Below are 24,127 nucleotides of genomic sequence, written 5' to 3'. Positions count from 1 at the left end.
ACGGCAGCCCCTTTTACGTGGGTGACAAGGGTGCGATCAGTCGTCGTCGAAGTCGCCCTTGAACTCGGGGTTGGGCTGCGAGCGTGGGTCGTCCTGCCCGCTGCGGCTCTGCTCCCCGGAGCGCGGCTGGCCACCCGGGCGGCCGTCGATGTCGAACGGCTGCTGCATGAGGCGCAGGTTGGCCGGCGGCGCTTCGCCCTCCTTGCCGACACCGAAGTAGAGGGTGGTGTGCGGGAAGGGAATCTCGATGCCCTTGGCGTCGAAGTGCAGCTTGACCAGGCGGTTGAAGGCGCGGCCGGTAGCCCACTGGGTGCCCGGCGTGGTCTTGATGCGCACGCGGATATTCACCGAGCTGTCGGCGAGGGCGACGACCCCTGCGACTTCCAGCGGGGCAAGGATATTCATCTTGCTATCCTCGCTGGCGGCCAGTTCGTCGAAGGCCTCACGCAGGGCAATGATGGCGTCATCGATGCTCTCGCGGTAGGCGATGCCGTACTCGCCGACGTGATAGCCGAACTCGCGCATGTAGTTGGAGACGGTGTCCACACTGGAGAAGGGCACGATATGGTAGGTGCCGTTGAGGTCGCGGATGCCCACCGAGCGAATGCTGAGGCGCTCGGCGGTACCGGTGACACCGCCCACCGTGACCACGTCGCCGGTGTTCATGGCATTCTCGATCTGGATGAATACCCCGGTGATGATGTCCTGTACCAGCTTCTGGGCACCGAAACCGATGGCCAGACCGAGGACACCGGCACCGGCGATCAGCGGGCCGATGTTGATGCCGATCTCGGCCAGCACGATCATCAACGTGATGGTCACCAGGGCGATCGCCAGGGCGTTGCGGAACAGCGTCAGCAGTGTCTTGGCGCGCGGGTCGGGCTCGCCGGTGCCGGTTTCGGGATTGAGCTTGTGCTCGATCATGCTGGCCAGGCCCAGCCAGGCCCCCACGGCCACGGCCAGGATCAGCGCCACGCTGAGCAGCTTGCCGATCAGCCCGCGGCCGGCTTCCGAGGCGTACCAGGCGGCGGCATCGAAGGCGCCCCAGGCGTTGAGCACCAGCATGATCACGGCGATCAGAATCAGCGCGCGTACCACCCGCAGAGCGTTGGGGACGTAGCTGTTGAGGCGCGGCTCAAGCATCGGCAGTTTGCGGCGCATATCGTCGGAGAGACGAATATGGCGGCCGATGGTCTGGGTCAGCAGCGCCGAGAGCAGCGCGCCGGCGCCGACGACCAGGAGTGTCTGCAGGGTGGCGATCATCACGAACGGCAGGGCGTCCTCAGGACGCACCAGCGTTACCACCAGCACCATCAGGAAGTAGATAATCGCCAGCCAGTGCCACAGCCGCGCAAACAGCTGCAGCGACATGCGCGTCGCGCTCAGCGAGCTGCGCTCGGCCATGCCCTCGATGGCGAGGCGCAGCTTGAGGCGGTTCTTGAGCACCTTGCCGACGGCGTAGATGAAGGCGCCGAACATGATCAGCGTGCCGATGCTCTGGCCCAGGGCCGGCGACAGGTAGAAGTTGAGCAGCGGCACCACCGCCAGCAGGCCGTAGCCGACCAGGCCGATCAGCCGTGCGATCCAGCGGTTCCAGTAGGAGGCCTCTTCGGCGGCGATGGGCAGCAGGCGCAGCCCCTCGTAGCGCGAGGCGAACAGCATGCGCACCCCGGCCTTGAACAGCTCGATGACCAGGAAGGCGTTGAGGAACAGCGAGGCGCGGGTCGAGAGCTCGCCGGTCTCGCCCACCGCGAAGGTGGCGATCAGGTTACCGCCGACATAGGCCAGCGCGACCACCAGCACGTCGATCACGGCAGCCACCGCCACCGCGATCACCAGGCGCAGGATCGGCGTCAGGCCGGCGCTCTCCCGCGACCACTGGCTGATGCGCGCAAAGGCCGGCTTGGCCAGGAAGCGGAAACCGGCGAACAGCGCGAAGATGGCGATGATCACCAGGCCAAGATTGATCGCGGCCTCCATGAAGGCGGCGCTGTCGAAGCCCGGCTCGCCGGTGGGCTGGCCGCTGAACAGGCTGCCGATCACGCTGATCAGGTTGTTGAACTGGCTACCGATGTCGCCGGCGATGTTGCTGGTCGCTTCTGCCAGGCGGCGCGGCAGCGAGACCTGCTCGGCGTCCTGGCCGCTGGGCGCGGTGGCGGCGATGGCTTCAGCGGAGACTTCACCCTCCAGACCCAATGGCGCCACCGGGTCTTGCTGCGACAGGCCGCGCAGCTCCTCGATCAGGCGGTTGCGTGATTGCTCGTCTTCGAGCAGGTCAGCCAGGGTATCGTAGGCCGGCGGTGGCGCAGTGGGGTCAGCCTGCTGCGCATGAGCCGGTGCCAGCAGCAGCAGGGCCATCAGCAGGCCGGCGAGTATCGTGAAGAGACGTGGTGCAAGCACGCTTCTACCTCCGTGAGTCAGCGTGAAAAGGCGAGTGGCGACATGGATACAGCGCGGCCATGATGCCGCATCTCAACATGCTGGCACCAAGCCAGACAAGTCGATGACCGTCATCTGCACGTCATGAGACGCGACGAAACTGGCCGCGAACCACATTGTTGGCCCATTATACGCAAGATTAATCTATACAGAAATTGTACATCTGGCGATAACTGTGCCACTGTAATTGTTATCAGCTACTGCCTTGGTGATCAGGGAAGAGCATCACGGATTAGGAGGAACCCTCAATGCTGGAAGTCCCCTTGGAGCTGCGCTGCAACGTTTGCGGCCACGATCGTTTCACTCTCCCGGCTGCGGATGCCATGGACCAGGACGTGCGCTGCGGTGAATGTAGGGCCTTCAAGTGCCACGCCGACGACCTGGAGCAGCACATGTTGGCGGCTGCCTCCAGCTTGACGCCACAGCCGGGCAAGACGTCGCGGCGGTTGAACGCCGTCTGAACCGAACATTGGCAAGCATGCAGTAACTTTCACCACCCGTTCGCGGGTGGTTTTTTATGTCTGCTAATATGGCCGCTGGCGTAAGGGGGGAGTGCCGTGTTGGATGTCCATCCGCTGATATGGGTCGGTGCCGGTGGGGCGCTTGGGGGCGTGCTGCGGGTCTTGCTCACGGCTGTTGTCACCGCGCGCTGGGGGGCGGTATTTCCTTGGGGGACGCTGGTGGTCAACCTCAGCGGAGCGCTGCTGCTCGGCCTGCTGGCCGGCGCCTGGGGGCTGGATGTGCTGCTGCTGCAGGGGCCAACCGCCAGCTGGTGGCTGCTCGCCGTCGGCGTGCTGGGCAGCTACACCACCGTTTCCTCCTTTAGCCTGCAGACCCTTACGCTGCTGCGCAGCGCTGAACCCTGGCGCGGCTACCTGAATATAGCCGCGTCACTGCTCGGGTGCTTGCTGGCAGTATCGCTTGGCCTGATCGTCGGCCGGCTGGTGGCGGGAGGCTCGCTATGAAGGCGGCAATTGCCAACTATGCGGCGGTAGCGGCCGGCAGTGCGCTGGGGGCCATGGCGCGCTACCTGGTCTCGCTGTGGCTGCTGGCAAGCCCGGGGGGACTGCCCTGGGGCACCCTCAGCGTCAACCTGCTGGGCTCGATTGCCATCGGCCTGATTGCCTCGCTGAGCGCCGGGCGCTGGCCGCTCTCGACGCGCATGCAGCTGTTCCTGATCGGCGGCTTCTGCGGCGGCTTCACCACCTTCTCGATCTTCAGCCTCGAGGTGCTGACGCTGGCCGGCACCGGCGCGCCGGGCATGGCGCTGTTCTACATCGGCCTGTCCGTGGCGCTGTGGCTGGCCGGCGCCTGGCTGGGCAGCGTCGCTGGCGAATGGCTCAATCGGCGTCCGGGTCGTTAGCCACCAGCTCGGCATCGTCGTCGCAATTGGCGCCGTTGATAAAGGTTTCGCGTACGTCGAGCAGGCCCAGATGCTCGATGGTGCGACGCCCCAGCAGCAGCGGGTAGAACATCTCGCTGCGGTCGCGCAGCCCGACCTGCTCCTCATAGCGACGATCACCGATACAGAACTCCATCAGCACCACGGCGCGCCTTGCGCTTCCGCCCGCGCCGCGGACCTTGATGCTGCGGTAGATCGGCTTCTCGAGTTCCTCGGTGAGCACCTCGTCGCTGCGCTCGTCCTCCAGTTCGAGGCGGAAGCGCACCCACTCTTCGCCGTCCTTTTCGAAGCGTTCGATATCGCGGGCATCCAGCGATGAGGTCAGGGCACCGCTGTCGAGCTTGGCTTTTATGGTGGTGCCCCAGGGTTCCACGGTGGCCATCTCGATCCAGCCGAAGACCGGCTCGTCGGCACTGGCGGCAAGCGATGAGGTGGCCAGCAGTAGGGCGCCGGCGGCGCCGATCAAGCGGCGGGGCAGTAATGCACGAGTTTGCATGGGATCTCCTTGTCTTATGCAACGCAGGGATAGAGTACCATTGCGGCGAATAATTCCCTCGCCGGATGCCAGCCTGGCGCAACGCTCCCGAGGAGCAGCGATGCTACCCGACTACTCCTGGCTCGCCTGGAGCCTGATTATCTTCTCAACCTATCTTACCGGTGTCTCCAAGGGCGGCTTCGCTGGCGGTTTTGGCACTCTCTCGGTGCCGCTGATGGCACTGGCCATCGGCCCCATCGAGGCGGCCGGCCTGCTGCTGCCGCTGCTGCTGGTGATGGATGCCTTCACCGTCAAGGCGTGGTGGGGGCATCACGACCGCGCCGAGGTGCGGCGCATCCTGCCCGGGCTGGCGCTGGGGGTGGTCATCGGCACGCTGCTGATCGGCAGCCTCGACGAGAACGGCGTGCGCCTGCTGCTAGGGGCGCTGTCGCTGAGTTTTGCCGCCTACATGCTGTTCAGGCCCGCCGCGGGACGTCCCATCGCCTCGTTCTGGGCGCTGCCGGCGGGTATCGGCTGCGGCTTTACCAGCTTTCTGGCTCACGCCGGTGCGCCGCCGATCAACCTCTACCTGATTCCTCGCCGCCTGGCCAAGCGCACCTTCATCGCCACCTGCGCCATCGTGTTTGCCGCCGTCAACCTGATGAAGCTCGGCCCCTATCTGTGGCTCGGCGAGATCAACCTGACCAGCGCCTGGGCCTCGCTGGTGCTGGTGCCGGTGGCCTGGGCCGGGGTCAAGAGCGGCCTATGGCTGCAGCACCGGGTCAACGAGACGCTGTTCTACCGCCTGATCATCATCGCCATGGCCGTCGTCGGCGTACAGCTGATGGTCAAGGCGCTGGGGTGATGGGCTTACTCTGGGATATGCCAGGTCTCCGGGCACTCCGCGGTGTGAAACAGCCGCTGGGCGGTTTGCGTGTTATGGCGCTCGGCGAGGATCTCGCGATCCGCACTGAGCGAGGCCAGCAGCGCCGGGGTGGGGTGGCGCACCGAGAGCAGCGTCAGGTCGTCGTGGCGGGTGAGGACGTAGTCGGCGGCGAGTCGTTCGACAAAGGGTTCGAGGCGCGCGGGGTGGGCGTCGAGGCATAGCGACAGGCGCATGGCGCCGCCGTCGATCAGGTTGGCGTGCAGGCCGGCGTCGACCAGGCGGCCAAACACCTCGTGCTGGCGGACTTCGTCCATGAACGAGAAGTCGCAGGGCTGGATCTCCAGCAGCACCTGCTCCTCGGCCAGGATGCAGGCCGGCGTGGGGTCGTCGTCGCCGTGCTGCGAGATGACGCTGGGCGGGGCGTCCGGGGTCTCGAACGAGCGCACCCTGAGCGGTATGTGGCGCTCGCGCAGCGGCGCCAGGGTCTTGGGGTGGATCACCTTGGCACCCAGCCAGGCCAGCTCGATGGCCTCGTCGTAGCTGAGTTGCATCAGCTGTTGGGCGTTGTCGAAGCGCCGTGGGTCGGCGTTGAACAGCCCCGGCACGTCCTTCCAGATCACCACCTCATCGGCGTCCAGGCAGTGGGCGATGATCGCTGCGCTGAAATCCGAGCCCTCGCGGCCCAGCGTTGTCGAGACGCCGTCGGCGCTGCCGCCGATAAAGCCCTGGGTGATGACCATTCGCCCGCCGGCGAGCGCCTGGAGCCGCTGCGAGGTCTCGGCCCAGTCGACGTTGGCGGCCTGGTGGTTGGCATCGGTGACGATCAGGCGGCGGGCGTCGTGCCAGTCGCAGGCCAGGCCGATCTGGTTGAACCAGGCGCTGACGATGGTGGTGGAGAGCAGTTCGCCATAGCCGATCGTCTGGTCGTAATGGCGGGGACGGGCGTCGTCGCGATGCTTGCGGTGGCGTGCGTCGAGCTCCGCCAGCAGCTCCTCGATGCGCTCGCCAAGCTGGCCCTGCCGCGTTCCGAACAGGCGCTCGACGGCGGCCAGGTGGTCGCGGCGCAGCGCCTCGAGCTGCTGGCGATAGTCGTCCTCATCGCTGCCGCGGGCGGCGGCGAGCAGGGCCTCCAGGGCATTGGTGGTCTTGCCCATGGCGGAGACTACCACCACGTCGGGGCGCGTCTCGAGCTGCCTGAGCAGCTCACCCAGGTGGCGAATCGCATCGGCGTCCTTGATCGAGGCGCCGCCGAACTTGAATACCGTTGTCATACCGTCTCTCCCTGGCGGTGGATGTAGCACTAATACCATGCGGCAATCGCGGGGTGGACGAAAGAGGCGTATCGCACAAGCGACTCACGCCAGTGACACAGTAGCGCGCAGCAAAAAGGCACCCGAAGGTGCCTTGTCGAATGCCACTCTGACTCGCTCAGCTGAGCCGCTGCATATAGTCCACGTAGCCGAAGGTTCTGACCGTGCGCACCTTGCGGCTTGCCTCGTCGATGCGGCAGATCGACGGCAGGCGGATGCCGTTGAAGGTGGTGGTCTTGACCATGGTGTAGTGGGCCATGTCGGTGAATACCAGGCGGTCGCCGATCTCGAGAGGCGCGTCGAAGCTGTAGTCGCCGATCACGTCGCCGGCCAGGCACGTCATGCCGCCCAGGCGATAGGTGTGGGCCTTCTCTTGCGGCTCGCCGGCGCCGATGATCTCGGGCCGGTAGGGCATCTCCAGCACGTCGGGCATATGCGCGGTGGCGGAGGTGTCGAGGATGGCGATGGGGCCGTCGTTGTCGACGATATCCAGCACCGAGCAGACCAGGTAGCCGGTGTTCAGCGCGATCGCCTCACCCGGTTCCAGGTAGACGGTAAGGTGCGGATGGCGCGCCTTGAAGTCGCGGATCACTCGTACCAGCCGCTCGACGTCGTAGTCGGCGCGGGTAATATGGTGGCCGCCGCCCAGGTTCATCCACTTCATGCTGCCGAGGTAGTGGCCGAACTTGGCCTCGAAGGCCGCCAGGGTCTCTTCCAGGGCGTCGCTGTTCTGCTCGCACAGGGTGTGGAAGTGCAGCCCCTCGAGGCCTTCCAGGTCCGCAGGCGCCAGATCCGCGGCGCGGGTGCCGAGCCGTGAGCCCGGCGCACAGGGGTCGTAGAGCGGCACCGCGCCGGTAGAGTGCTCCGGGTTGACCCGCATGCCGCAGGAGACCCGGCGCGGCGCCGCCGCGAGGGTCTCGCGGAAGCGCCGCCACTGGCCCGGCGAGTTGAAGCTGATGTGGTCGGCGTAGCGCAGCACCACGGCCAGCTCCTCCTCGGTGAAGGCCGGCGAGTAGCAGTGCACCTCGCCACCGAAGGTCTCGGCGCCCAGACGCGCCTCGTCCTGGCCGCTGGACGTGGTGCCCACCAGGTACTCGCGAATCATCGGGAAGCAGTCCCACATGGCGAAACCCTTCAGCGCCAGCAGAATCCGCGCGCCGCTGCGCGCCTGGACGTCGGCAAGTCGCTCGAGGTTGCGACGCAGCAGGGCGTCGTCCACTACGTAGGCCGGGGAGGGGCAGGCCTGGACGTTGAAGTCCAGGCCCTGCTCGCGTGCGTTGGCCATGGCTCAGGCCAGCGGGTCGTGGTCGGGATCGAGCTCGACCACCTGCCAGGGCAGCCCCATCTCGCCGATGCGTGCCATGAAGGGGTCGGGGTCGAGCTGCTCGACGTTGAACACGCCCGCCCCCTTCCAGATGCCTTCCAGCATCAGCATGGCACCGGTCACCGCCGGCACGCCGGTGGTGTAGGAGATCGCCTGGGACTGCACTTCGGCATAGCACTGCTCGTGGTCGCAGATGTTGTAGATATGCACCTTGCGCCGCTTACCGTCCTTGATGCCGTCGGCAATGATGCCGATGTTGGTCTTGCCCTTGGTGCGCGGGCCCAGCGAGGCCGGGTCGGGCAGCACCGCCTTGAGGAACTCCAGCGGAGAGATCTCGGCATCGCCGACCTTGATCGGCTCGATGCTGGTCATGCCGACGTTCTCGAGCACCTTGAGGTGGGTGATGTACTTCTCGGAGAAGGTCATCCAGAAGCGGATGCGCTCCAGGCCCTTGATGTTCTGGCACAGGGATTCCATCTCCTCATGGTAGAGCAGGTAGATGTCCTTCTCGCCGATGCCGTCGAAGTCGAACTTGCGCTTCACCGCCAGCGGGTCGGTCTCCTTCCACTCGCCCTTCTCCCAGTAGCGCCCCTTCGCGGTGATCTCGCGAATATTGATCTCCGGGTTGAAGTTGGTGGCGAACGGGTAGCCGTGGTCGCCGCCGTTGGCATCCAGGATGTCGATGCGGTGGATCTCGTCGAACAGGTTCTTCTGGGCGTAGGCGCAGTAGATGTTGGTCATGCCCGGGTCGAAGCCGCAGCCCAGGGTGGCCATGTTGCCGGCATCCTTGTAGCGGTCCTGGAAGGCCCACTGCTCCTTGTACTCGAACTTGGCCTCGTCGGGGTGCTCGTAGTTGGCGGTGTCCAGGTAGGGCACGCCGGTGCGCAGGCACGCCTCCATGATGGTCAGGTCCTGATAGGGCAGCGCCACATGGATCAGCACGTCGGGTTGGAAGGATTCGATCAGGGCGACCAGCGCCTCGACGTCATCGGCATCTACCTGGGCGGTCTGGATCGGGCGATCCAGCTGGTCGGCGATCGCCTTGCACTTGGCCTCGTTGCGGCTGGCCAGCATGATCTCGCTGAACACCGCGGGGTGCTGGGCGCACTTGTGGGTAACGACACCGCCGACGCCGCCGGCGCCAATAATCAGGACTTTGCTCATGGGTTCGCATCCAGATCGGGTAATGTTCGGTCGTGGCCTCGCCCAGGACCCGGTGGGCCGGCGAGAGGGCGCAGATAATGGCTCCCCATGAGGCTGCTCGCAAGTGGTTTTCGCGTCAAGTCTGTGGGATGGTTCACGCTTCCTGTCACCGTCAGGTGATGTGACATCTCGAAGGGAGGCAAGCAGGGTGCTGGAGCGCTACATAATCGAGCGATGGCTGGTGAATCAGCTAGCCGATACGTGTGCCCGGGTTAGGGGCCTGAGAAGGATCCGGCCCCAATGCTGATACTGCTGTCAATCTTGACGCTGGTACTGGCAGGGTTCGTCAAAGGCGCCATTGGTTCTGGAGTCCCTCTAATCGTGGTGCCCATCTTCACGGTGCTCTACGATATCCAGACCGCCATCGTCGTCCTGCTGGTACCCAACCTGCTGAGCAATATGTTGCAGGTCTGGCGCTACCGTCGCCATCTGCTGCCGCTGCGCTTCCTGATTTGGTTTGCCGTGGCGGGCGGGGTGGGCGTGCTGCTGGGCACCTGGGCGCTGGTGAGTATCAACGAGAAGCTGCTGTCGATCACCGTCGCCGTGACCATGCTGGCCTACCTGGGGTTGCGCGTGTTGCGCCGCGATGCCGAGCTGGGCCACGCGCTAGCCAATAAGCTGGTCATCCCTGCCGGCCTATGCGGGGGCGTGCTGCAAGGCGCGGTGGGAATGTCGGCGCCGGTGTCGGTGGCGTTTCTCAACTTCATGCGTCTGGAGCGACGGGTTTTCATTGGCTCGATTTCGACGTTCTTTGCCGCCATCACGGTGGTCCAGCTTCCTGCGCTGCTCTCCGTTGGGCTCGTCACATGGCCGCTCGCCATGGCCAGCGTGGCGGCATTCCTGGTGATCTGGCTGGCCATGCCGCTGGGAGGGCGCCTGGGGCAGTACCTGGCGCGAGACGTCATCGACAAGGTCATCATGGCGCTGCTGTTCTTGATCGCCATGCGCATCTTGCTGGATGCCTTGATCTCATCGGTCAACGGTTAGTCGAGCGGCAGAAACGAAAAAAGCACCCGTAGGTGCTTGATTCGTATGGCTAATTGGTGGAGGCGGCGGGAATTGAACCCGCGTCCGCCGGCACTCGCTCTTCGGCTCTACATGCTTAGGTCCGTCTTTTGATTTAACGCTACTGGCTCCGACGGGCAGGATCCAGCTACGCGATTCCTCTAAGTTTTAGCGATTGGTGAGAGGACACCACCAACCGCGATCCCATCAGTTTGCGCTCATATCCCCGCCGTGATGAATGGGCACATCACTTTGGGGCCGGACTAGAAGCTAACAGCTATTAAGCTGCCAGCGCGCCCTGAGCGTAGTTGTCGTCGTTTGCGACTATTTAATCGTGATGTTGTATTTACGAGATACATCACGCTCTCGGCATGCACCTAGGAGGTTGTCACCGGCGTCGAAGCCATGTCGCCCCCGTGGAACCTCGTCATTCTATCAGGTGGGGACGGCGCGACGCCAGTTCAAGCGTGCGCCGTTTCAGTGGTCGCGCATGATCCGTGCCTTCTGGCGGTTCCAGTCGCGCTCCTTCTCGGTGGCGCGCTTGTCATGCTGCTTCTTGCCGGTCACCAGTGCCAGCTCGCACTTGATCAGGTTCTTCTTCCAGTACAGCTTGAGCGGCACGCAGGTGTGGCCCTTGTCCTGGGTGCGCGAGAAGATCTTGGCGATCTCCTTGCGGTGCAGCAGCAGCTTGCGGGTGCGCGTCGGATCGGCGATCTCGTGAGTGCTGGCGGTATTGAGCGGGGTGATGTGACTCCCCAGCAGCCAGGCCTCGCTGTTCTTGATCAGGATATAGGTGTCGGTGAGCTGGGCCTTGCCGGCACGCAGGCTCTTGACCTCCCACCCGGCCAGCGCGAGGCCCGCTTCGAAGGTCTCGTCGATGTGGTACTCGAAGCGCGCCTTCTTGTTCTGGGCGATGACGGAACTGGACGGGCCTTTGCCCTTGCCTTTCTTGTTGGCCATGGAACCTCGTGTGTCGATATGCCTTGGCAGCCCCGTTCGAGATGGGGGGAAGCGTGATAAGATTCAAGGCTTGACGAAATAGCCGACCATGATACGCGTACGGCCCAGCAAAGTCAGCGGAGAGGTAAATGCCTACGGTCAATCGGTCCGCCCTGGTGCGGCACACCCCCCAGGCGATGTTCGACCTGGTCAATGATTTCGAGCGCTATCCGGAGTTTCTGCCGGGCTGCCGGCGGGCACGCCTGGTCGAGCGCGACGACGAGCACCTGATCGGCGAGATGACCCTGGGCAGGGCGGGTATCGAGCACAGCATCATGACCCGCAACGACCTGGTCGAGCCGGAGCGCATCGAGCTGTCACTGGTGAAGGGGCCTTTCAAGCGCCTGCGCGGGCGCTGGCTGTTCACGCCGATGGGCGAGGATTCCTGCAAGGTGAGCCTGGAGATGGAGTTCGAATTCGCCAACCGGTTGCTGGGCATGGCCTTCGGCAAGCTGTTTCAACAGGTTGCCGGGCAGCTGGTGGAGTCGTTTACCCGACGCGCAGACGACCTCTATGGTCGCTGAGCGCGGTAAACGCGCGCCGGGAGCCGGGTGATGAGCGATACGATCGAAGTCGAAGTGGCCTTCGCGCTACCCGAGCGCCAGCGGCTGGTGGCGCTGGCGGTGCCGCCGGGCACCACCGCCCGCCAAGCGGTGCTGCAGGCTGGGCTGGCAGCGGCGTTTCCCGAGCAGGGCGAGGCATTCTTCCGCGAAGCGCCGCTGGGGATCTTCGGCACGCCGCTCAAGCGCGACGACCAGCCGCTCAGCGAGAGCGACCGGGTCGAGGTCTACCGCCCGCTGCAGATCGATCCCAAGCAGGCGCGCAAGCGGCGCGCCGAGCAGGGCAAGGCGCGCTGATCGATAGCCAGGTCGCGGTTAGAGGGACGGATCCTGCTGGATCGGTTCCTGTTCGCTTGGCTCCGGCTGGCTGGGCTCCGGCGCGCGCTCGGCGGGTGCGCCGCCGGCCGGGGCGGTGCCGCCGCCCTGCTGAGGCTCGGGTTGCGCCTCGGGCTGCGGGCTCATGCCGTCGTCCGGACCGACGCCCTCCGGGGCCGGGCCGGGGCCATCCTCGGGCATCAGGTCGATGTCGCGGGACAGGTCGCCGTCGCGGCTGATGTCGACCAGGCGGTCGCCGTCGAAGGTCAGGGTGACGCGGCGCTGGTCAACGCCGCCGTAGGCTTCGTCGAGGCGGAACAGGTAGTCCCACTGGCTGGCGTCGAACGGGCCCTCGAGCAGCGGGGTGCCCATTACACCGCGTACCTGGTCGCGGCTCATACCCGGCTGCAGCTGGCCGACCATGTCCTGGGTCACCAGGTTGCCCTGGGCCAGGTCGCGCTTGTAGACGCCTAAGTAGCTGCAGCCGCTGACCAGCGTGGTGAGGGCAACGGAAAGGGTGACGGTTTTGATCAGCTTTTGCATTTGAGCCTGTTCTTCACTATCGTTGAGTCGGTCGATCATACCCGACCCTACACGTTACTGCGAAGAGCGACCATGGCCGATCAGAACCATGAATTACGCAAGGCGGGTCTGAAGGTGACCCTGCCCCGCGTCAAGATCCTGCAGATCCTGGAGAATGCCCCGGGTCAGCACCACTTGAGTGCCGAAGATGTCTACAAGGCACTGCTGGATGCCGGCGAAGACGTGGGCCTGGCCACCGTCTATCGCGTGCTTACTCAATTCGAGTCTGCCGGCCTGGTGATACGTCACAACTTCGACGGCGGGCACGCGCTGTTCGAGCTGTCTCAGGACGAACACCACGACCATATGGTGTGCCTCGAGAGCGGTGAGATCATCGAGTTCTTCGATGAGACCATTGAGCGTCGTCAACAGGAGATCGCCGAGGAGCATGGCTTCGAACTGGTGGATCACGCCCTGGTGCTGTACGTGCGCCCCAAGGGCTCCAAGGCGACCCGCCAGGAAGGCATTCAGAAGAAGTAAGCACGACTGGCTGCGTCACATCTCTCGGCCCCGATCCATGATCGGGGCCGAGTGCGTGTGGGGCCGCGGCGCCAGGCGCTAGTGATGGGCGTGCTGGCTGGCGTCGAGCATCTCGCGAGCGTGCGCCAGGGTGCGCTCGGAGAGCTTGACCCCACCGAGCATGCGCGCCAGCTCGCGTACCCGCCCGGCGCCGTCGAGCAGCATCATCTGGGTCAGGGTGGTGTCGGCCTCGGCCTGCTTCTCGATGTGCAGGTGCTGGTGGGCCTGGGCGGCGACCTGGGGCAGGTGGGTCACGGTCATCACCTGACCGTTGGCCCCCAGGCGCTTGAGCAGCTGGCCGACGATCTCCGCGGTGGCCCCGGAGATACCCACGTCGACCTCGTCGAACACCAGGCTCGGGATCGTCGAGTGGCTGGCCGCCACTACCTGGATCGCCAGGCTGATGCGCGACAGTTCGCCGCCCGAGGCGACCTTGGTCAGCGGCCGTGGCGGCTGGCCGGGGTTGGCGCTGATCAGGAAGCGTACCGTGTCCATGCCGTCAGCGGCGGCGGTCTCGCGGGGCTCGACCTGCACCGCGAAGCTCGCCTTGCCCATGGCCAGGAAACCCAGCTGCGCCTGTACCTCGTCGGCGAAGCGCGTCGCCGCTGTTTGGCGCGCCGCGCTGATCGCCTTGGCCTGCTGGCGCCAGGCGTCGCGCAGTTGCTCGACCTCCTGGCTGAGCGCTTCGAGGTCGTTCTCACCGCCGTCGAGCTCGGCCAGCTCATGCTGCAGGCGCTGATGCAGCGCGACCAGTTCGTCCGGCAGCACATGATGCTTGCGGGCAATGCGATGCACCGCGCCGAGCCGCTCTTCGACTTCGGCCAGGCGCGCCGGGTCGAGCTCGGTGGTGTCGACGAAGCGCTGCAGCTCGCGGCCGGCTTCCTCGACCTGAATGCGCGCCTCCTCAAGCATGCCGAGGGTCTCGGCGAGGCTGCCGCGGTTGCTGCCGGGCAGCGCGCCCAGGCGGCTGATCGCCTGGGCCAGCAGCGATTGGGCGCCGCCGTCGTCGTGGTCGCAGCAGTCGGCGGCAAACTGCGCCTCGCGCAGGGTCTCCTCGGCGTGGGCGAGGCGTGTCTGCTCCTCCTCCAGGGCGTCCAGCTCGCCCTCGGCCAGCGCCAGCTGGTCGAGCTCCTCGACCTGATAGCGCAGCAGCTGGCGGCGCGCCGCCAGTTCGTCGCCATCTTCGCTCAGCCGCTTGAGATTGCGCCGCGCCTGCTGCCAGCGGCGATGGGTCTCGCCCAGGGCGGCGACCGCCTCGCGCTGGCCGGCGTAGTCGTCGAGCAGGCGCAGGTGGGTGTCTTCGCGGAGTAGCGCCTGATGGGCGTGCTGGCCGTGAATCTCGATCAGGTGCTCGCCCAGCGCCTTGAGGTCGGCGATGGTCGCCGGCTGGCCGTTGATCCACGCCTTGGAGCGCCCGGCCGCGGTGATCACCCGGCGCAGCAGGCAGTCGTCGACGGGCAGTTCACGCTGCTCCAGCCAGGCCCGCGCCTCGGGCAGGGCGGCAATATCGAAGCGTGCCGAGAGGTCGGCGCGCTCGCGGCCGTGGCGTACGCTGCCGGCGTCGGCGCGCTCGCCCAGGCACAACCCCAGGGCGCCGAGCAGGATCGACTTGCCGGCCCCGGTTTCGCCGGTGATGGCGGTCATGCCGCCGTGAAGCTCCAGATCGAGGCTGTCGACGATGGCGTAATCACGAATTGCGAGCTGTACCAGCATGGCCGCCTATCTCCTTGCAGTGTGGATCACTCCTCTGTGCGTTTATACAGTAGCTGATGTGGGCCGACAATGCTCGTGCTCTCGCCGTATGCCGGTATGCCTTGAGATTGACGCCAGCATCCCCATATAGGCAGCAATTCGATGTAATCAGCCTTGCAGATACTGCATGTCGTGAAATGTTCAGGCGGCCGCGTGCCGTCTTTCGATGTCAGGAGACACTCATGGCCAAACAGCCGCAGACGCCGCTAGACGAAGAGCTGGAGCGTGCCGAGCAGGACGCCGAGCCGCAGAAGACGCCGCTGGATGGCGACCTAGAAGAGGCCATCGAGGCCGCCGCCGACCAGGGTGAGAGCGAGCCGGTTGACGAACCGGTCGCCAGCGACGCCGATGTCGATGCACTCAACGCGCGCATCGAGGAGCTCGAGCAGAGCGCCGCCGATGCCAAGGACCAGGCGCTGCGCGCCGCCGCCGAAGCGCAGAACGTGCGTCGTCGCGCCGAACAGGAAGCCGACAAGGCCCGCAAGTTCGCGCTCGAGAAGTTCGTCAAGGAGCTGCTGCCGGTGGTCGACAGCCTGGAGAAGGCGCTGGAGGCCATGGAAGACGGCGCCAGCGACGCGCACCGCGAGGGCGTATCGATGACCCTCAAGCTGCAGCTCGACGTGTTCGCCAAGTTCGGCGTCGAGGCGGTGGAGCCCCACGGCGAGCCGTTCGACCCTCAGTACCACGAGGCCATGGCGATGGTGCCCAACCCCGAGCTCGAGCCCAACACCGTGATGGATGTGATGCAGAAGGGCTACCTGCTCAACGGGCGCCTGGTACGCCCGGCCATGGTGGTGGTCAGCCAGGCCGCGAACTGAGCAATGTCAAGGCGATTGGGGGCGCGGGTCTTGAAAAGCGCCAGGCGGCCCCCAGATAGACGACAACCCCGCGGCGAAGGCCGCGATGTACGAATCAAGTGACAACTTTCGAGGATTTCCTATGGGACGCATCATCGGTATTGACCTGGGGACGACCAACTCCTGTGTCGCCGTTCTCGACGGCGACAGCGCCAAAGTCATCGAGAACGCCGAAGGTGGCCGCACCACGCCGTCCATCATCGCTTATACCGATGATGGCGAGACGCTGGTCGGCCAGGCCGCCAAGCGCCAGGCGGTCACCAACCCGCACAACACCTTGTACGCCATCAAGCGCCTGATCGGTCGTCGCTTCAAGGACGACGTGGTGCAGAAGGACATCAAGATGGTGCCCTACGCCATCACCGAGGCCGACAACGGTGACGCCTGGGTCGAAGTGAAGGGCAAGAAGCTGGCCCCGCCGCAGGTCAGCGCCGAAGTGCTCAAGAAGATGAAGAAGACCGCCGAGGACTACCTGGGCGAAGAAGTGACCGAGGCGGTGATCACCGTGCCGGCCTACTTCAACGACAGCCAGCGCCAGGCCACCAAGGACGCCGGGCGTATCGCCGGCCTCGAGGTCAAGCGCATCATCAACGAGCCCACAGCGGCAGCGCTTGCCTACGGCATGGATAAGGCGCGCGGCGACAAGACCATCGCGGTCTACGACCTGGGCGGCGGCACCTTCGATATCTCGATCATCGAAGTGGCCGACGTCGACGGCGAGACCCAGTTCGAGGTGCTGGCCACCAACGGCGACACCTTCCTGGGTGGCGAAGACTTCGACATGCACCTGATCAACTACCTGGTCGATCAGTTCAAGTCCGACTCCGGCATCGATCTGTCCGGCGACAACCTGGCCATGCAGCGCCTCAAGGAAGCCGCCGAGAAGGCTAAGATCGAGCTCTCCGCGGCACAGCAGACCGATGTCAATCTGCCCTACATCACCGCCGACAACACCGGGCCCAAGCACCTCAACGTCAAGGTCACCCGTGCCAAGCTCGAGTCGCTGGTGGAAGACCTGGTGCAGCGCTCGCTGGCGCCGTGCAAGACCGCCCTGGCCGATGCCGGCCTGTCGGCCTCGGAGATCGACGACGTGATCCTGGTCGGCGGCCAGACGCGCATGCCGATGGTGCAGAAGAAGGTCGCCGAGTTCTTCGGCAAGGACGCCCGCAAGGACGTCAACCCGGACGAAGCCGTGGCCGTGGGTGCGGCGATCCAGGGCGGCGTGCTGGGCGGTGACGTCAAGGACGTGCTGCTGCTCGACGTCACCCCGCTGACCCTGGGCATCGAGACCCTGGGTGGCGTGATGACGCCGCTGATCGAGAAGAACACCACCATCCCGACCAAGAAGACCCAGACCTTCTCGACTGCGGATGACAACCAGACTGCCGTGACCATCCACGTGCTGCAGGGCGAGCGCAAGCAGTCCAGCGGTAACAAGTCGCTGGGCCGCTTCGACCTGGCCGACATCCCGCCGGCACCGCGCGGCGTGCCGCAGATCGAGGTCGCCTTCGATCTCGACGCCAACGGCATCCTGCACGTGTCGGCCAAGGACAAGGCCACCAACAAGGAGCAGTCGATCGTCATCAAGGCCTCCAGCGGCCTGTCCGACGACGAGATCGATCAGATGGTGCGCGACGCCGAGGCGCATGCCGACGAGGATAAGAAGTTCGAGGAGCTGGTAGCGCTGCGCAACCAGGCCGACGGCATGATCCACGCCACCCGCAAGACCCTCGAAGAGGCCGGCGACAAGGCCAGCGACGAGGAGAAGCAGGCCATCGAGAGCGCCATCAGCGAGCTCGAGGAAGCGGTCAAGGGCGACGACAAGGACGACATCGAGCAGAAACTCAGCGCCCTCACCGAGGCCTCCGGCAACCTGGCCCAGAAGATGTACGCCGAGCAGGCCGAGGCCGCTCAGGGTGAAGCCGGCGGCGAGCAGGACGGTGGCGCCAAGCCGGAAGATGACGTGGTCGACGCCGAGTACGAAGAAGTCAACGACGACCAGAAAAAGCAGTAACCACGACATCTGAGCTTCGGATGACGCCAGCGCGGGGGCCTGACTCCCGCGTTGGTGTTTCCGCAGTGTCGCTACGGAGGCGGACAGACCCATGTCCAAACGTGACTATTACGAGGTGCTCGGCGTCGAGCGCGGGGCCGATCAGAAAGAGATCAAGAAGGCCTACCGGCGCCTGGCCCAGAAATTCCATCCGGACCGCAATCCGGACGACGACAGCGCGGCGGAGAAATTCCGCGAGGTCTCCGAGGCCTATGAGGTCCTGACCGACGGCGAGAAGCGCGCCGCCTACGACCAGTTCGGCCATGCCGGCGTCGACGGCCAGGGCGGTGGCTTCGGTGGCGGTGGTGGCTTCGGCGGCGGCGCGGGGGCCGGCGGCTTCAGCGATATCTTCGGCGACGTGTTCGGCGATATCTTCGGCGGTGGCGGTGGCCGCCGTCATCCCAACGCCCCGCAGCGCGGCAGCGACCTGCGCTACAACCTCGAGCTCGACCTCGAGGATGCGGTGGCCGGCACCAGCGTCGATATCCGCGTGCCGCGCCACGTCGACTGCGAGCGCTGCGACGGCGAGGGCGCCGAGCCCGGCTCCACCAAGGAGACCTGCCCGACCTGTAACGGCATGGGGCAGGTGCGCATGCAGCAGGGCTTCTTTGCCGTGCAGCAGACCTGCCCCACCTGCCACGGCAGCGGTCAGCACATCAAGGTGCCGTGCCACAAGTGCAACGGCGAGGGCCGCGTGCGCGAGACCCGCACCCTGTCGGTGAAGATCCCCGCGGGGGTCGATACCGGCGACCGCATTCGCCTCAACGGCGAGGGCGAGACCGGCATCAACGGCGGCCCGCCGGGGGACCTCTACGTACAGGTGGCGATCAAGCCGCACCATATCTTCCAGCGCGATGGCCGCCACCTGCAGTGCGAGGTACCGATCAACTTCGTCGATGCTGCCCTCGGCGGCGAGCTCGAAGTGCCGACCCTGGACGGCCGGGTCAAGCTCAAGATCCCCGCCGAAACCCAGACCGGCAAGCTGTTCCGGCTCAAGGGCAAGGGCGTCAAGCCGGTGCGCGGCGGCCCCCCCGGCGACCTGCTGTGCAAGGTCGTGCTCGAGACCCCGATCAAGCTCAGCGAGCACCAGAAGGAGCTGCTGCGCGAGTTCCAGAACAGCCTCGGTGAGAGCAACAGCCACTCGCCCAAGAAGAGCGGCTTCTTCGACGGCGTGAAGAAGTTCTTCGAGGACATGAAGCCGTAAGGCTTCCGCGACGCGTGGCAACGACAAGGCCCTGGCATCCCGGATGCCGGGGCCTTGTGCGTCTGGGCAGGGCTCAGCATGCGCCAACCGAGGCCTGGGGTGGCGGAGGGTTAAAAACCACCTCGCCACGTGCGAAACGTCTCGCACTCTTGATAAGCTGCCGAGAGGGCAGAATGTGCTGCCTGGCCGTGAGCAAGGACGACCCACATGACCCGCGAGACCCTGGTGCTAGGTGCCGGCATGGTTGGCACTTCGATTGCGTACCACCTGGCGCGGCGCGGGCGCGCGGTGACGCTGCTCGACCGCCGCGGGCCGGGGGAGGAGACCTCCTTCGGCAATGCCGGGATCATCCAGCGCGAGGCGGTCAAGCCGTACCCCTTTCCCCGCGACCTGGCGACCCTGCTGCGGGTGCTGCCCAACCGCCAGATCGATATCCGTTACCGCCCCCGCGGGCTGTTCGCCGCGGCCGGGCCGCTGCTGCAGTACTGGCGGCACTCCACGCCGGCGCGCCACGCTGCGGCGGTGCCTGCCTACGCCTCGTTGACGGTGCGCTGCACCGAGGAGCACCAGGCGCTGATCGCCGCCGCCGGCGCCGAGGCGCTGGTCCACAAGCAGGGCTGGCTGGACGGCTTTCGTGAGCAGGCCTCTCTGGAGGCCCAGGTCGCCAACGCTGAGGCCATCGCCGCGGCGTACGGCGTCACCCATGAGGTGCTCGACGCCGCCGCGCTCAAGGCCCGCGAGCCCCACCTGCGCGGCGGCTTGCTGGGCGCGGTGCACTGGACCAACGGCTGGACGGTGCGCGACCCCGGGGCGCTGGTCAAGGCCTATGCCGCGGCCTTCGAGGCCGCCGGCGGGCGCGTCGAGCAGGCCGAGGCCCGGCGCCTGGAGCAGACCGCCAGCGGCTGGCGGCTGCATACCGCGGCCGGCATGCACGAGGCCGAGGAGCTGGTGCTGGCCACCGGGCCCTGGTCGTCGCGCTGGCTGGCCGAGCTTGGCTATCGCGTGCCGCTGTTTCCCAAGCGCGGCTACCATATGCACTATGCGATGCAGGACGATACCCGGCTCAACCACTGGCTGCGCGACGCCGATGCCGGCTACCTGCTGGCGCCGATGCGCGCCGGGGTGCGGCTGACCACCGGCGCCGAGTTGACCACCCTGGACGCCGCGCCGCGCTACGGCCAGCTCGACGCCGCCGAGCGCGCTGCCCGTGAGTTGCTGCCGCTAGCTGAGCGGCGCGATGTGACGCCGTGGATGGGTAGCCGCCCCTGCGTGGCCGACATGCTGCCGGTGATCGGTGCCGCGCCGCGACACGATGGGCTGTGGCTGGCCTTCGGCCACGGCCATCAGGGTTTTACGCTGGGCCCTGTCACCGGCCGCGTGCTCGCCGAGCAGATGTGTGGCGAGACGCCGGCGGTGGATCTCGCCCCCTTCCGCCTGGCGCGTTTCGCGTCGTAACGTTTTCTCGCCCTGCGTTGGGCGCTATGCCCGACGCCCAACGGAGGTTCCATGCCTATTTCGCGTACTGAGATCGCTACCGCCGACGGCAGCAAGCTGATCAACCGCCTGTGCAAGCACTGGGCCCACAAGCTCGAGGTCGAGCACGACGCCGAGCAGGGCCGGGTGGCGTTTGCCGATGGCACCTGCCTGATGCATGCCACGGCGGATCGCCTGACGGTGGCCATCGAGGCGCTGGATGAGCCGACCCTCGATCACCTCGAGGGCGTGGTGAGCAGCCACCTGGATCGCATGGCCGGCGAACCGCTCGATATCGTCTGGGAAAATTGAGCTTTGCCAGTGTGCGCCGTGCCCACCTGGGCATGCTGCTATGGGCGCTGCTGGTAGGGCTGTCGTTCCCCGCCGTGGGGGTGATGAGCGAGGGCCTGCCGCCACTGCAGCTGACCGCGCTGCGCTTTGCCATCGCCTCGCTGGCGCTGTGGCCGCTGGCGCGCCGCGCCGCCGACTGGTGGCCTGCGCGGCGCGGACTGCTGCTGTATGCGCTGATGGGGCTGTGCCTGGCGGGCTTCTTCGGCGCCATGTTCTGGGCCGCGCATCGCGCCACGGCGCTGTCGATGGCCACCCTCTACGTGGTGGTGCCGCTGCTGGCGTTCAGCTTCGGCGTAGTGGCAAGCGTCGAGCGGCTGGCCTGGCGGCTGCCGCTGATCTTGGCGCTGGGCGCCTGCGGCGCCCTGGGGTTGGCGTTTGCCGAGGCGCGCAACGGCGGTGGCGGGCTGCAGTTCGGCAGCGGCGAGCTGGTGTTCTTCGGCGGCTGTTTATCCACCGCGCTGTATCCGGTGCTCAGCAAGTGGGGGCTCAATCGCGGCTGGCTGTCGGGGTCGGCGGCGGCGCGCACCTTCTGGAGCCTGGCGCTGGGCGGCGCGCTGATCGGCCTGGCCGGCAGCCTGGTCGAGCCGCTTGCCGGCCTGGCGCGGATGACGGCATTCGACCTGCTGCTGGTGGTCTACCTGGGGCTGTGCTCCAGCGCCATGACCTTCTGGCTGATGCAGCGCGCCACCGCGGCACTGACCCCGGGAGCGGTCACCGCTTACAGCTACCTGGTGCCGTTCGTCTCGATGCTGCTGCTGTTCGCCAGCGACCTGGCGCAGATCGGCTGGGCCTGGCTGCCCGGCAGCGCGCTGATCGTGGTCGCCATGGTGTTGCTGCTGCGCGGCGATCGGGCCAGCGCCTAGGCGTCTTTGCTATACTTCGCCGCCACCTTCATTGAATTGCAGGAGTCCGCATGACCCGTATCGCTATCGTCGGTGTCGCCGGCCGCATGGGCCGCACCCTGGTCGCAGCCGTGGAGCAGGATGCCGAGGCTACCCTGGCGGGTGGCGTAGTCGAGCCGGGCAGCTCGCTTGCCGGTGCGGATATCGGCGAGCTGGCCGGGCTTGGCAAGTGTGGCGTCGCGGCGGCGGCGACGCTCGACGATATCGTCGACGACTTCGATGTGCTGATCGACTTCACCGCGCCGGAGGTGACGCTGGCCAACCTGGCGTTCTGCGCCGCGCACGGCAAGCGTATCGTGATCGGCACCACCGGCCTGGATGACGCCCAACTGGCGGAGCTCGACGGCTACCGCGACAAGCTGGCGATGGTCTTCGCGCCGAACATGAGCGTGGGGGTGAACCTCACGCTGAAGCTGCTCGAGACTGCCGCCAGGGCGCTGGGCGACGAGGGCTACGACATCGAGGTGATCGAGGCTCACCATCGGCATAAGGTCGACTCGCCTTCCGGCACGGCGCTGAAGATGGGCGAGGTGGTGGCCGATTCCCTGGGGCGCACGCTCAAGGAGCACGGCGTCTTCGAGCGGGTTGGCCAGTGCGGGCCGCGGGATGCCAAGGAGATCGGCTTTGCCACCGTGCGCGCCGGCGATATCGTCGGCGAGCACACCGTGATGTTCGCCACCGAGGGCGAGCGCATCGAGATCACCCACAAGGCCTCGAGCCGCATGACCTTCGCCAAGGGTGCGGTGCGTGCCGCGCGCTGGGTGGCCGAGCAGGGCAAGGGGCGGTATAGCATGCAGGATGTGCTGGGGCTATAGGCGCTCAAATGTCCCGGGTGGCGGGGCTGATCCGGGGGCAAACCTACGAGGTGGCGCTGTGAACCCATCCCTGGGCGCTATCTTGCGCCCTGCTACGCTCCCGCATCCTGCTCCGCTTGCAGGACCGGAGCTGGCCATCCATGGCCAGCTCGTTCGGAGCGGTGCTCCTCACCCATGGCGCAAACCACCTCTTCGGCTTGCCCCCGGCGCCCCTCGGTCGCGGCGTTAGCTGGTCTCTGCATGCGATCAGGGAGGGCTAGCCGTTGGGCGGAGATTCCTGTAACATTCCAAAAATTTTGGCCGGGCGCCGGATGCTGCATCCACCATAGCGCTTGTTGAGTCGGCCACGGGCACACCGAGCAATGACAACAAGCGGGATGAAACCGGTCTTTCAGGTTTCGTCCCGCTTTTTTACGGCTCGCCTGCCGCGTGACCCAGCCTGGCGCCCGCCCTTGAAACATCTGTCGGATGAGCGTGACTCGTCGGCGGTCTCTTAAGAGCATGGGAGGAAGTTGCGTTGAACAGACCCGCGATATTGGCCTTGGAAGATGGCAGCGTATTCCACGGCACCGCGATCGGCGCCGATGGGCAAACCAGCGGTGAGGTGGTGTTCAATACGGCCATGACCGGCTATCAGGAGATTCTCACCGACCCCTCCTATACACGACAGATCGTCACCCTCACCTATCCGCATATCGGCAACACCGGCGTCAACGCCGAGGACGTCGAGTCCGACGCTATCGCCGCCGCCGGCCTGGTGATCCGCGACCTGCCGCTGCTGGCCAGCAGTTTCCGCTCCGAGCAGTCGCTCTCCGACTACCTCAAGAGCCAGAACGTGCTGGGTATCGCCGACATCGACACCCGCCGGCTGACCCGCATCCTGCGCGACAAGGGCTCGCAGAACGGCGCGATCCTGGCCGGCGTTGATGCCGAAGGTGACGACGCCGTCGAGCGTGCCCTGGCCGCCGCCCGCGCCTTCCCCGGGCTCAAGGGCATGGACCTGGCCAAGGTGGTCTCCTGCCAGACGCCCTACGAGTGGAGCGAGGGCGAGTGGAGCCTCGGCGAAGGCTATGCCGATACCACGCAGGGCGAGCGCCCTTTCCACGTGGTCGCCTACGACTACGGCGTCAAGCGCAACATCCTGCGCATGCTCGCCTCGCGCGGCTGCCGCCTGACCGTGGTGCCGGCCCAGACCCCGGCCAGCGAGGTGCTGGCGATGAAGCCGGACGGCGTGTTCCTGGCCAACGGTCCCGGTGACCCCGAGCCCTGCGACTATGCGATCAAGGCCATCGGCGAGATCCTCGAGACCGAGCTGCCGGTGTTCGGCATCTGCCTCGGCCACCAGCTGCTGGCGCTGGCCAGCGGCGCCAAGACGCTGAAGATGAGCCACGGTCACCACGGCGCCAACCATCCGGTGCAGGACCTCGACAGCGGCCAGGTGATGATCACCAGCCAGAACCACGGCTTCGCCGCCGACGAGGCGAGCCTGCCGGCCAATCTGCGTGCCACGCACCGTTCGCTGTTCGACGGCACCCTGCAGGGGATCGAGCGTACCGACCGGCCGGCGTTCAGCTTCCAGGGCCACCCCGAGGCGAGCCCCGGGCCGCGCGATGTGTCGCCGCTGTTCGACCGCTTCGTCGAGATGATGAAGGCGCGCCGCTAAGGACTCCTTTGCAAACTTCCGGCGAGATGAGCGCCGGG

General features: G+C 66.2%; 24 protein-coding genes and 1 other RNA gene. 16 read left to right on the top strand and 9 right to left on the bottom strand.

Translation table 11 applies throughout. From position 1 onward, the window contains the following. Positions 1-36: 36 nt before the first annotated feature. Complete coding sequence (gene ybiO / locus QC821_RS00320) at positions 37-2,358, bottom strand: mechanosensitive channel protein (protein WP_309716360.1); 2,322 nt, start codon at positions 2,356-2,358, stop codon at positions 37-39. Between the two features lie 329 nt (positions 2,359-2,687). On the opposite strand from ybiO, the gene QC821_RS00315 reads away from it, so the two are divergent. The 3 genes from QC821_RS00315 to crcB all read left to right on the top strand — a co-directional run bounded on the left by QC821_RS00315 (position 2,688) and on the right by crcB (position 3,802). Then, positions 2,688-2,900 (top strand): hypothetical protein, encoded by a 213-nt coding sequence (locus QC821_RS00315; RefSeq protein ID WP_309715395.1) that lies wholly within the window; start codon positions 2,688-2,690, stop codon positions 2,898-2,900. A gap of 96 nt (positions 2,901-2,996) precedes the next feature. Next, positions 2,997-3,404, top strand: a complete 408-nt coding sequence (locus tag QC821_RS00310) for a CrcB family protein (protein WP_309715392.1) — start codon at positions 2,997-2,999, stop codon at positions 3,402-3,404. Next, on the top strand, positions 3,401-3,802 hold the full coding sequence (gene crcB / locus QC821_RS00305; RefSeq protein WP_309715389.1) for a fluoride efflux transporter CrcB: 402 nt from the start codon (positions 3,401-3,403) through the stop codon (positions 3,800-3,802). Before QC821_RS00310 ends, crcB begins: the two co-directional genes overlap by 4 nt. Here crcB and rloA3 read toward each other — a convergent pair. Next, positions 3,780-4,337, bottom strand: coding sequence for a retropepsin-like aspartic peptidase RloA3 (gene rloA3, locus QC821_RS00300; RefSeq protein ID WP_309715386.1), 558 nt, complete (start codon positions 4,335-4,337; stop codon positions 3,780-3,782). The genes crcB and rloA3 overlap by 23 nt on opposite strands. Before the next feature lie 100 nt (positions 4,338-4,437). On the opposite strand from rloA3, the gene QC821_RS00295 reads away from it, so the two are divergent. After that, positions 4,438-5,181, top strand: a complete 744-nt coding sequence (locus QC821_RS00295; protein WP_309715383.1) for a sulfite exporter TauE/SafE family protein — start codon at positions 4,438-4,440, stop codon at positions 5,179-5,181. A gap of 5 nt (positions 5,182-5,186) precedes the next feature. Here the strand turns inward: QC821_RS00295 and QC821_RS00290 are convergent, their stop codons facing one another. From QC821_RS00290 to QC821_RS00280, 3 genes are all read right to left on the bottom strand, one after another. Next, positions 5,187-6,473, bottom strand: a complete 1,287-nt coding sequence (locus QC821_RS00290) for an aspartate kinase (RefSeq protein ID WP_309715381.1) — start codon at positions 6,471-6,473, stop codon at positions 5,187-5,189. A gap of 157 nt (positions 6,474-6,630) precedes the next feature. Then, the gene (nspC, locus tag QC821_RS00285; protein WP_309715378.1) at positions 6,631-7,797 is read right to left on the bottom strand and encodes a carboxynorspermidine decarboxylase; all 1,167 of its coding nucleotides are present in this window, start codon (positions 7,795-7,797) and stop codon (positions 6,631-6,633) included. A gap of 3 nt (positions 7,798-7,800) precedes the next feature. After that, entirely contained in the window at positions 7,801-9,000 is a 1,200-nt protein-coding gene (locus QC821_RS00280; protein WP_076746070.1) for a saccharopine dehydrogenase family protein, read from the bottom strand. Positions 9,001-9,279: 279 nt separating this feature from the next. Between QC821_RS00280 and QC821_RS00275 the strand changes: the two genes are divergently transcribed. Further along, on the top strand, positions 9,280-10,026 hold the full coding sequence (locus tag QC821_RS00275; RefSeq protein WP_309715373.1) for a sulfite exporter TauE/SafE family protein: 747 nt from the start codon (positions 9,280-9,282) through the stop codon (positions 10,024-10,026). A gap of 54 nt (positions 10,027-10,080) precedes the next feature. Here QC821_RS00275 and ssrA read toward each other — a convergent pair. Together ssrA and smpB are read right to left on the bottom strand one after the other, a co-directional pair. Beyond that, positions 10,081-10,460, bottom strand: a transfer-messenger RNA (tmRNA) gene (gene ssrA / locus QC821_RS00270). Between the two features lie 61 nt (positions 10,461-10,521). After that, on the bottom strand, positions 10,522-11,004 hold the full coding sequence (smpB, locus tag QC821_RS00265) for an SsrA-binding protein SmpB (protein WP_095620742.1): 483 nt from the start codon (positions 11,002-11,004) through the stop codon (positions 10,522-10,524). Positions 11,005-11,132: 128 nt separating this feature from the next. Here smpB and QC821_RS00260 point away from each other — a divergent pair, with 128 nt between their 5' ends. Then, positions 11,133-11,567: a type II toxin-antitoxin system RatA family toxin gene (locus tag QC821_RS00260; protein WP_309715368.1), complete on the top strand. Its 435-nt coding sequence runs from the start codon at positions 11,133-11,135 to the stop codon at positions 11,565-11,567. A 30-nt stretch (positions 11,568-11,597) separates the two neighbouring features. Continuing rightward, positions 11,598-11,900 (top strand): RnfH family protein, encoded by a 303-nt coding sequence (locus QC821_RS00255; protein WP_309715365.1) that lies wholly within the window; start codon positions 11,598-11,600, stop codon positions 11,898-11,900. Between the two features lie 18 nt (positions 11,901-11,918). Here the strand turns inward: QC821_RS00255 and bamE are convergent, their stop codons facing one another. Further along, the gene (bamE, locus tag QC821_RS00250) at positions 11,919-12,461 is read right to left on the bottom strand and encodes an outer membrane protein assembly factor BamE domain-containing protein (protein ID WP_309715362.1); all 543 of its coding nucleotides are present in this window, start codon (positions 12,459-12,461) and stop codon (positions 11,919-11,921) included. A 72-nt stretch (positions 12,462-12,533) separates the two neighbouring features. Here bamE and fur point away from each other — a divergent pair, with 72 nt between their 5' ends. Further along, the gene (gene fur, locus QC821_RS00245) at positions 12,534-12,980 is read left to right on the top strand and encodes a ferric iron uptake transcriptional regulator (protein ID WP_163501630.1); all 447 of its coding nucleotides are present in this window, start codon (positions 12,534-12,536) and stop codon (positions 12,978-12,980) included. Positions 12,981-13,058: 78 nt separating this feature from the next. Here fur and recN read toward each other — a convergent pair whose 3' ends face one another. Then, positions 13,059-14,732 carry a DNA repair protein RecN gene (recN, locus tag QC821_RS00240; RefSeq protein ID WP_309715353.1) on the bottom strand — a complete coding sequence of 558 codons (1,674 nt, stop codon included), beginning with the start codon at positions 14,730-14,732 and terminating at the stop codon, positions 13,059-13,061. Positions 14,733-14,953: 221 nt separating this feature from the next. On the opposite strand from recN, the gene grpE reads away from it, so the two are divergent. From grpE to carA, 8 genes are all read left to right on the top strand, one after another. Beyond that, a complete protein-coding gene (gene grpE, locus QC821_RS00235; RefSeq protein ID WP_309715350.1) occupies positions 14,954-15,589 on the top strand; it encodes a nucleotide exchange factor GrpE in 636 nt (211 codons plus the stop codon). A 121-nt stretch (positions 15,590-15,710) separates the two neighbouring features. Further along, on the top strand, positions 15,711-17,642 hold the full coding sequence (gene dnaK / locus QC821_RS00230; protein WP_309715348.1) for a molecular chaperone DnaK: 1,932 nt from the start codon (positions 15,711-15,713) through the stop codon (positions 17,640-17,642). Between the two features lie 91 nt (positions 17,643-17,733). After that, positions 17,734-18,885 carry a molecular chaperone DnaJ gene (gene dnaJ, locus QC821_RS00225; protein WP_309715345.1) on the top strand — a complete coding sequence of 384 codons (1,152 nt, stop codon included), beginning with the start codon at positions 17,734-17,736 and terminating at the stop codon, positions 18,883-18,885. A 207-nt stretch (positions 18,886-19,092) separates the two neighbouring features. Further along, the gene (locus QC821_RS00220; protein WP_309715342.1) at positions 19,093-20,340 is read left to right on the top strand and encodes an NAD(P)/FAD-dependent oxidoreductase; all 1,248 of its coding nucleotides are present in this window, start codon (positions 19,093-19,095) and stop codon (positions 20,338-20,340) included. A 51-nt stretch (positions 20,341-20,391) separates the two neighbouring features. Beyond that, the gene (locus QC821_RS00215) at positions 20,392-20,670 is read left to right on the top strand and encodes a DUF2218 domain-containing protein (RefSeq protein WP_309715340.1); all 279 of its coding nucleotides are present in this window, start codon (positions 20,392-20,394) and stop codon (positions 20,668-20,670) included. 11 nt (positions 20,671-20,681) lie between these two features. Beyond that, the gene (locus QC821_RS00210; RefSeq protein WP_309715337.1) at positions 20,682-21,572 is read left to right on the top strand and encodes a DMT family transporter; all 891 of its coding nucleotides are present in this window, start codon (positions 20,682-20,684) and stop codon (positions 21,570-21,572) included. Positions 21,573-21,622: 50 nt separating this feature from the next. Continuing rightward, positions 21,623-22,426, top strand: coding sequence for a 4-hydroxy-tetrahydrodipicolinate reductase (dapB, locus tag QC821_RS00205; protein WP_309715335.1), 804 nt, complete (start codon positions 21,623-21,625; stop codon positions 22,424-22,426). A 517-nt stretch (positions 22,427-22,943) separates the two neighbouring features. Beyond that, on the top strand, positions 22,944-24,089 hold the full coding sequence (gene carA, locus QC821_RS00200; protein ID WP_309715332.1) for a glutamine-hydrolyzing carbamoyl-phosphate synthase small subunit: 1,146 nt from the start codon (positions 22,944-22,946) through the stop codon (positions 24,087-24,089). Positions 24,090-24,127 lie beyond the last annotated feature (38 nt).

It is taken from the genome of Franzmannia qiaohouensis, assembly GCF_031451695.1.
Classification (GTDB): Bacteria; Pseudomonadota; Gammaproteobacteria; order Pseudomonadales; family Halomonadaceae; genus Franzmannia; species Franzmannia qiaohouensis.
The sequence above is the reverse complement of the archived record's forward strand: the minus strand, read 5'-3'. Positions and strand labels throughout refer to the sequence as shown.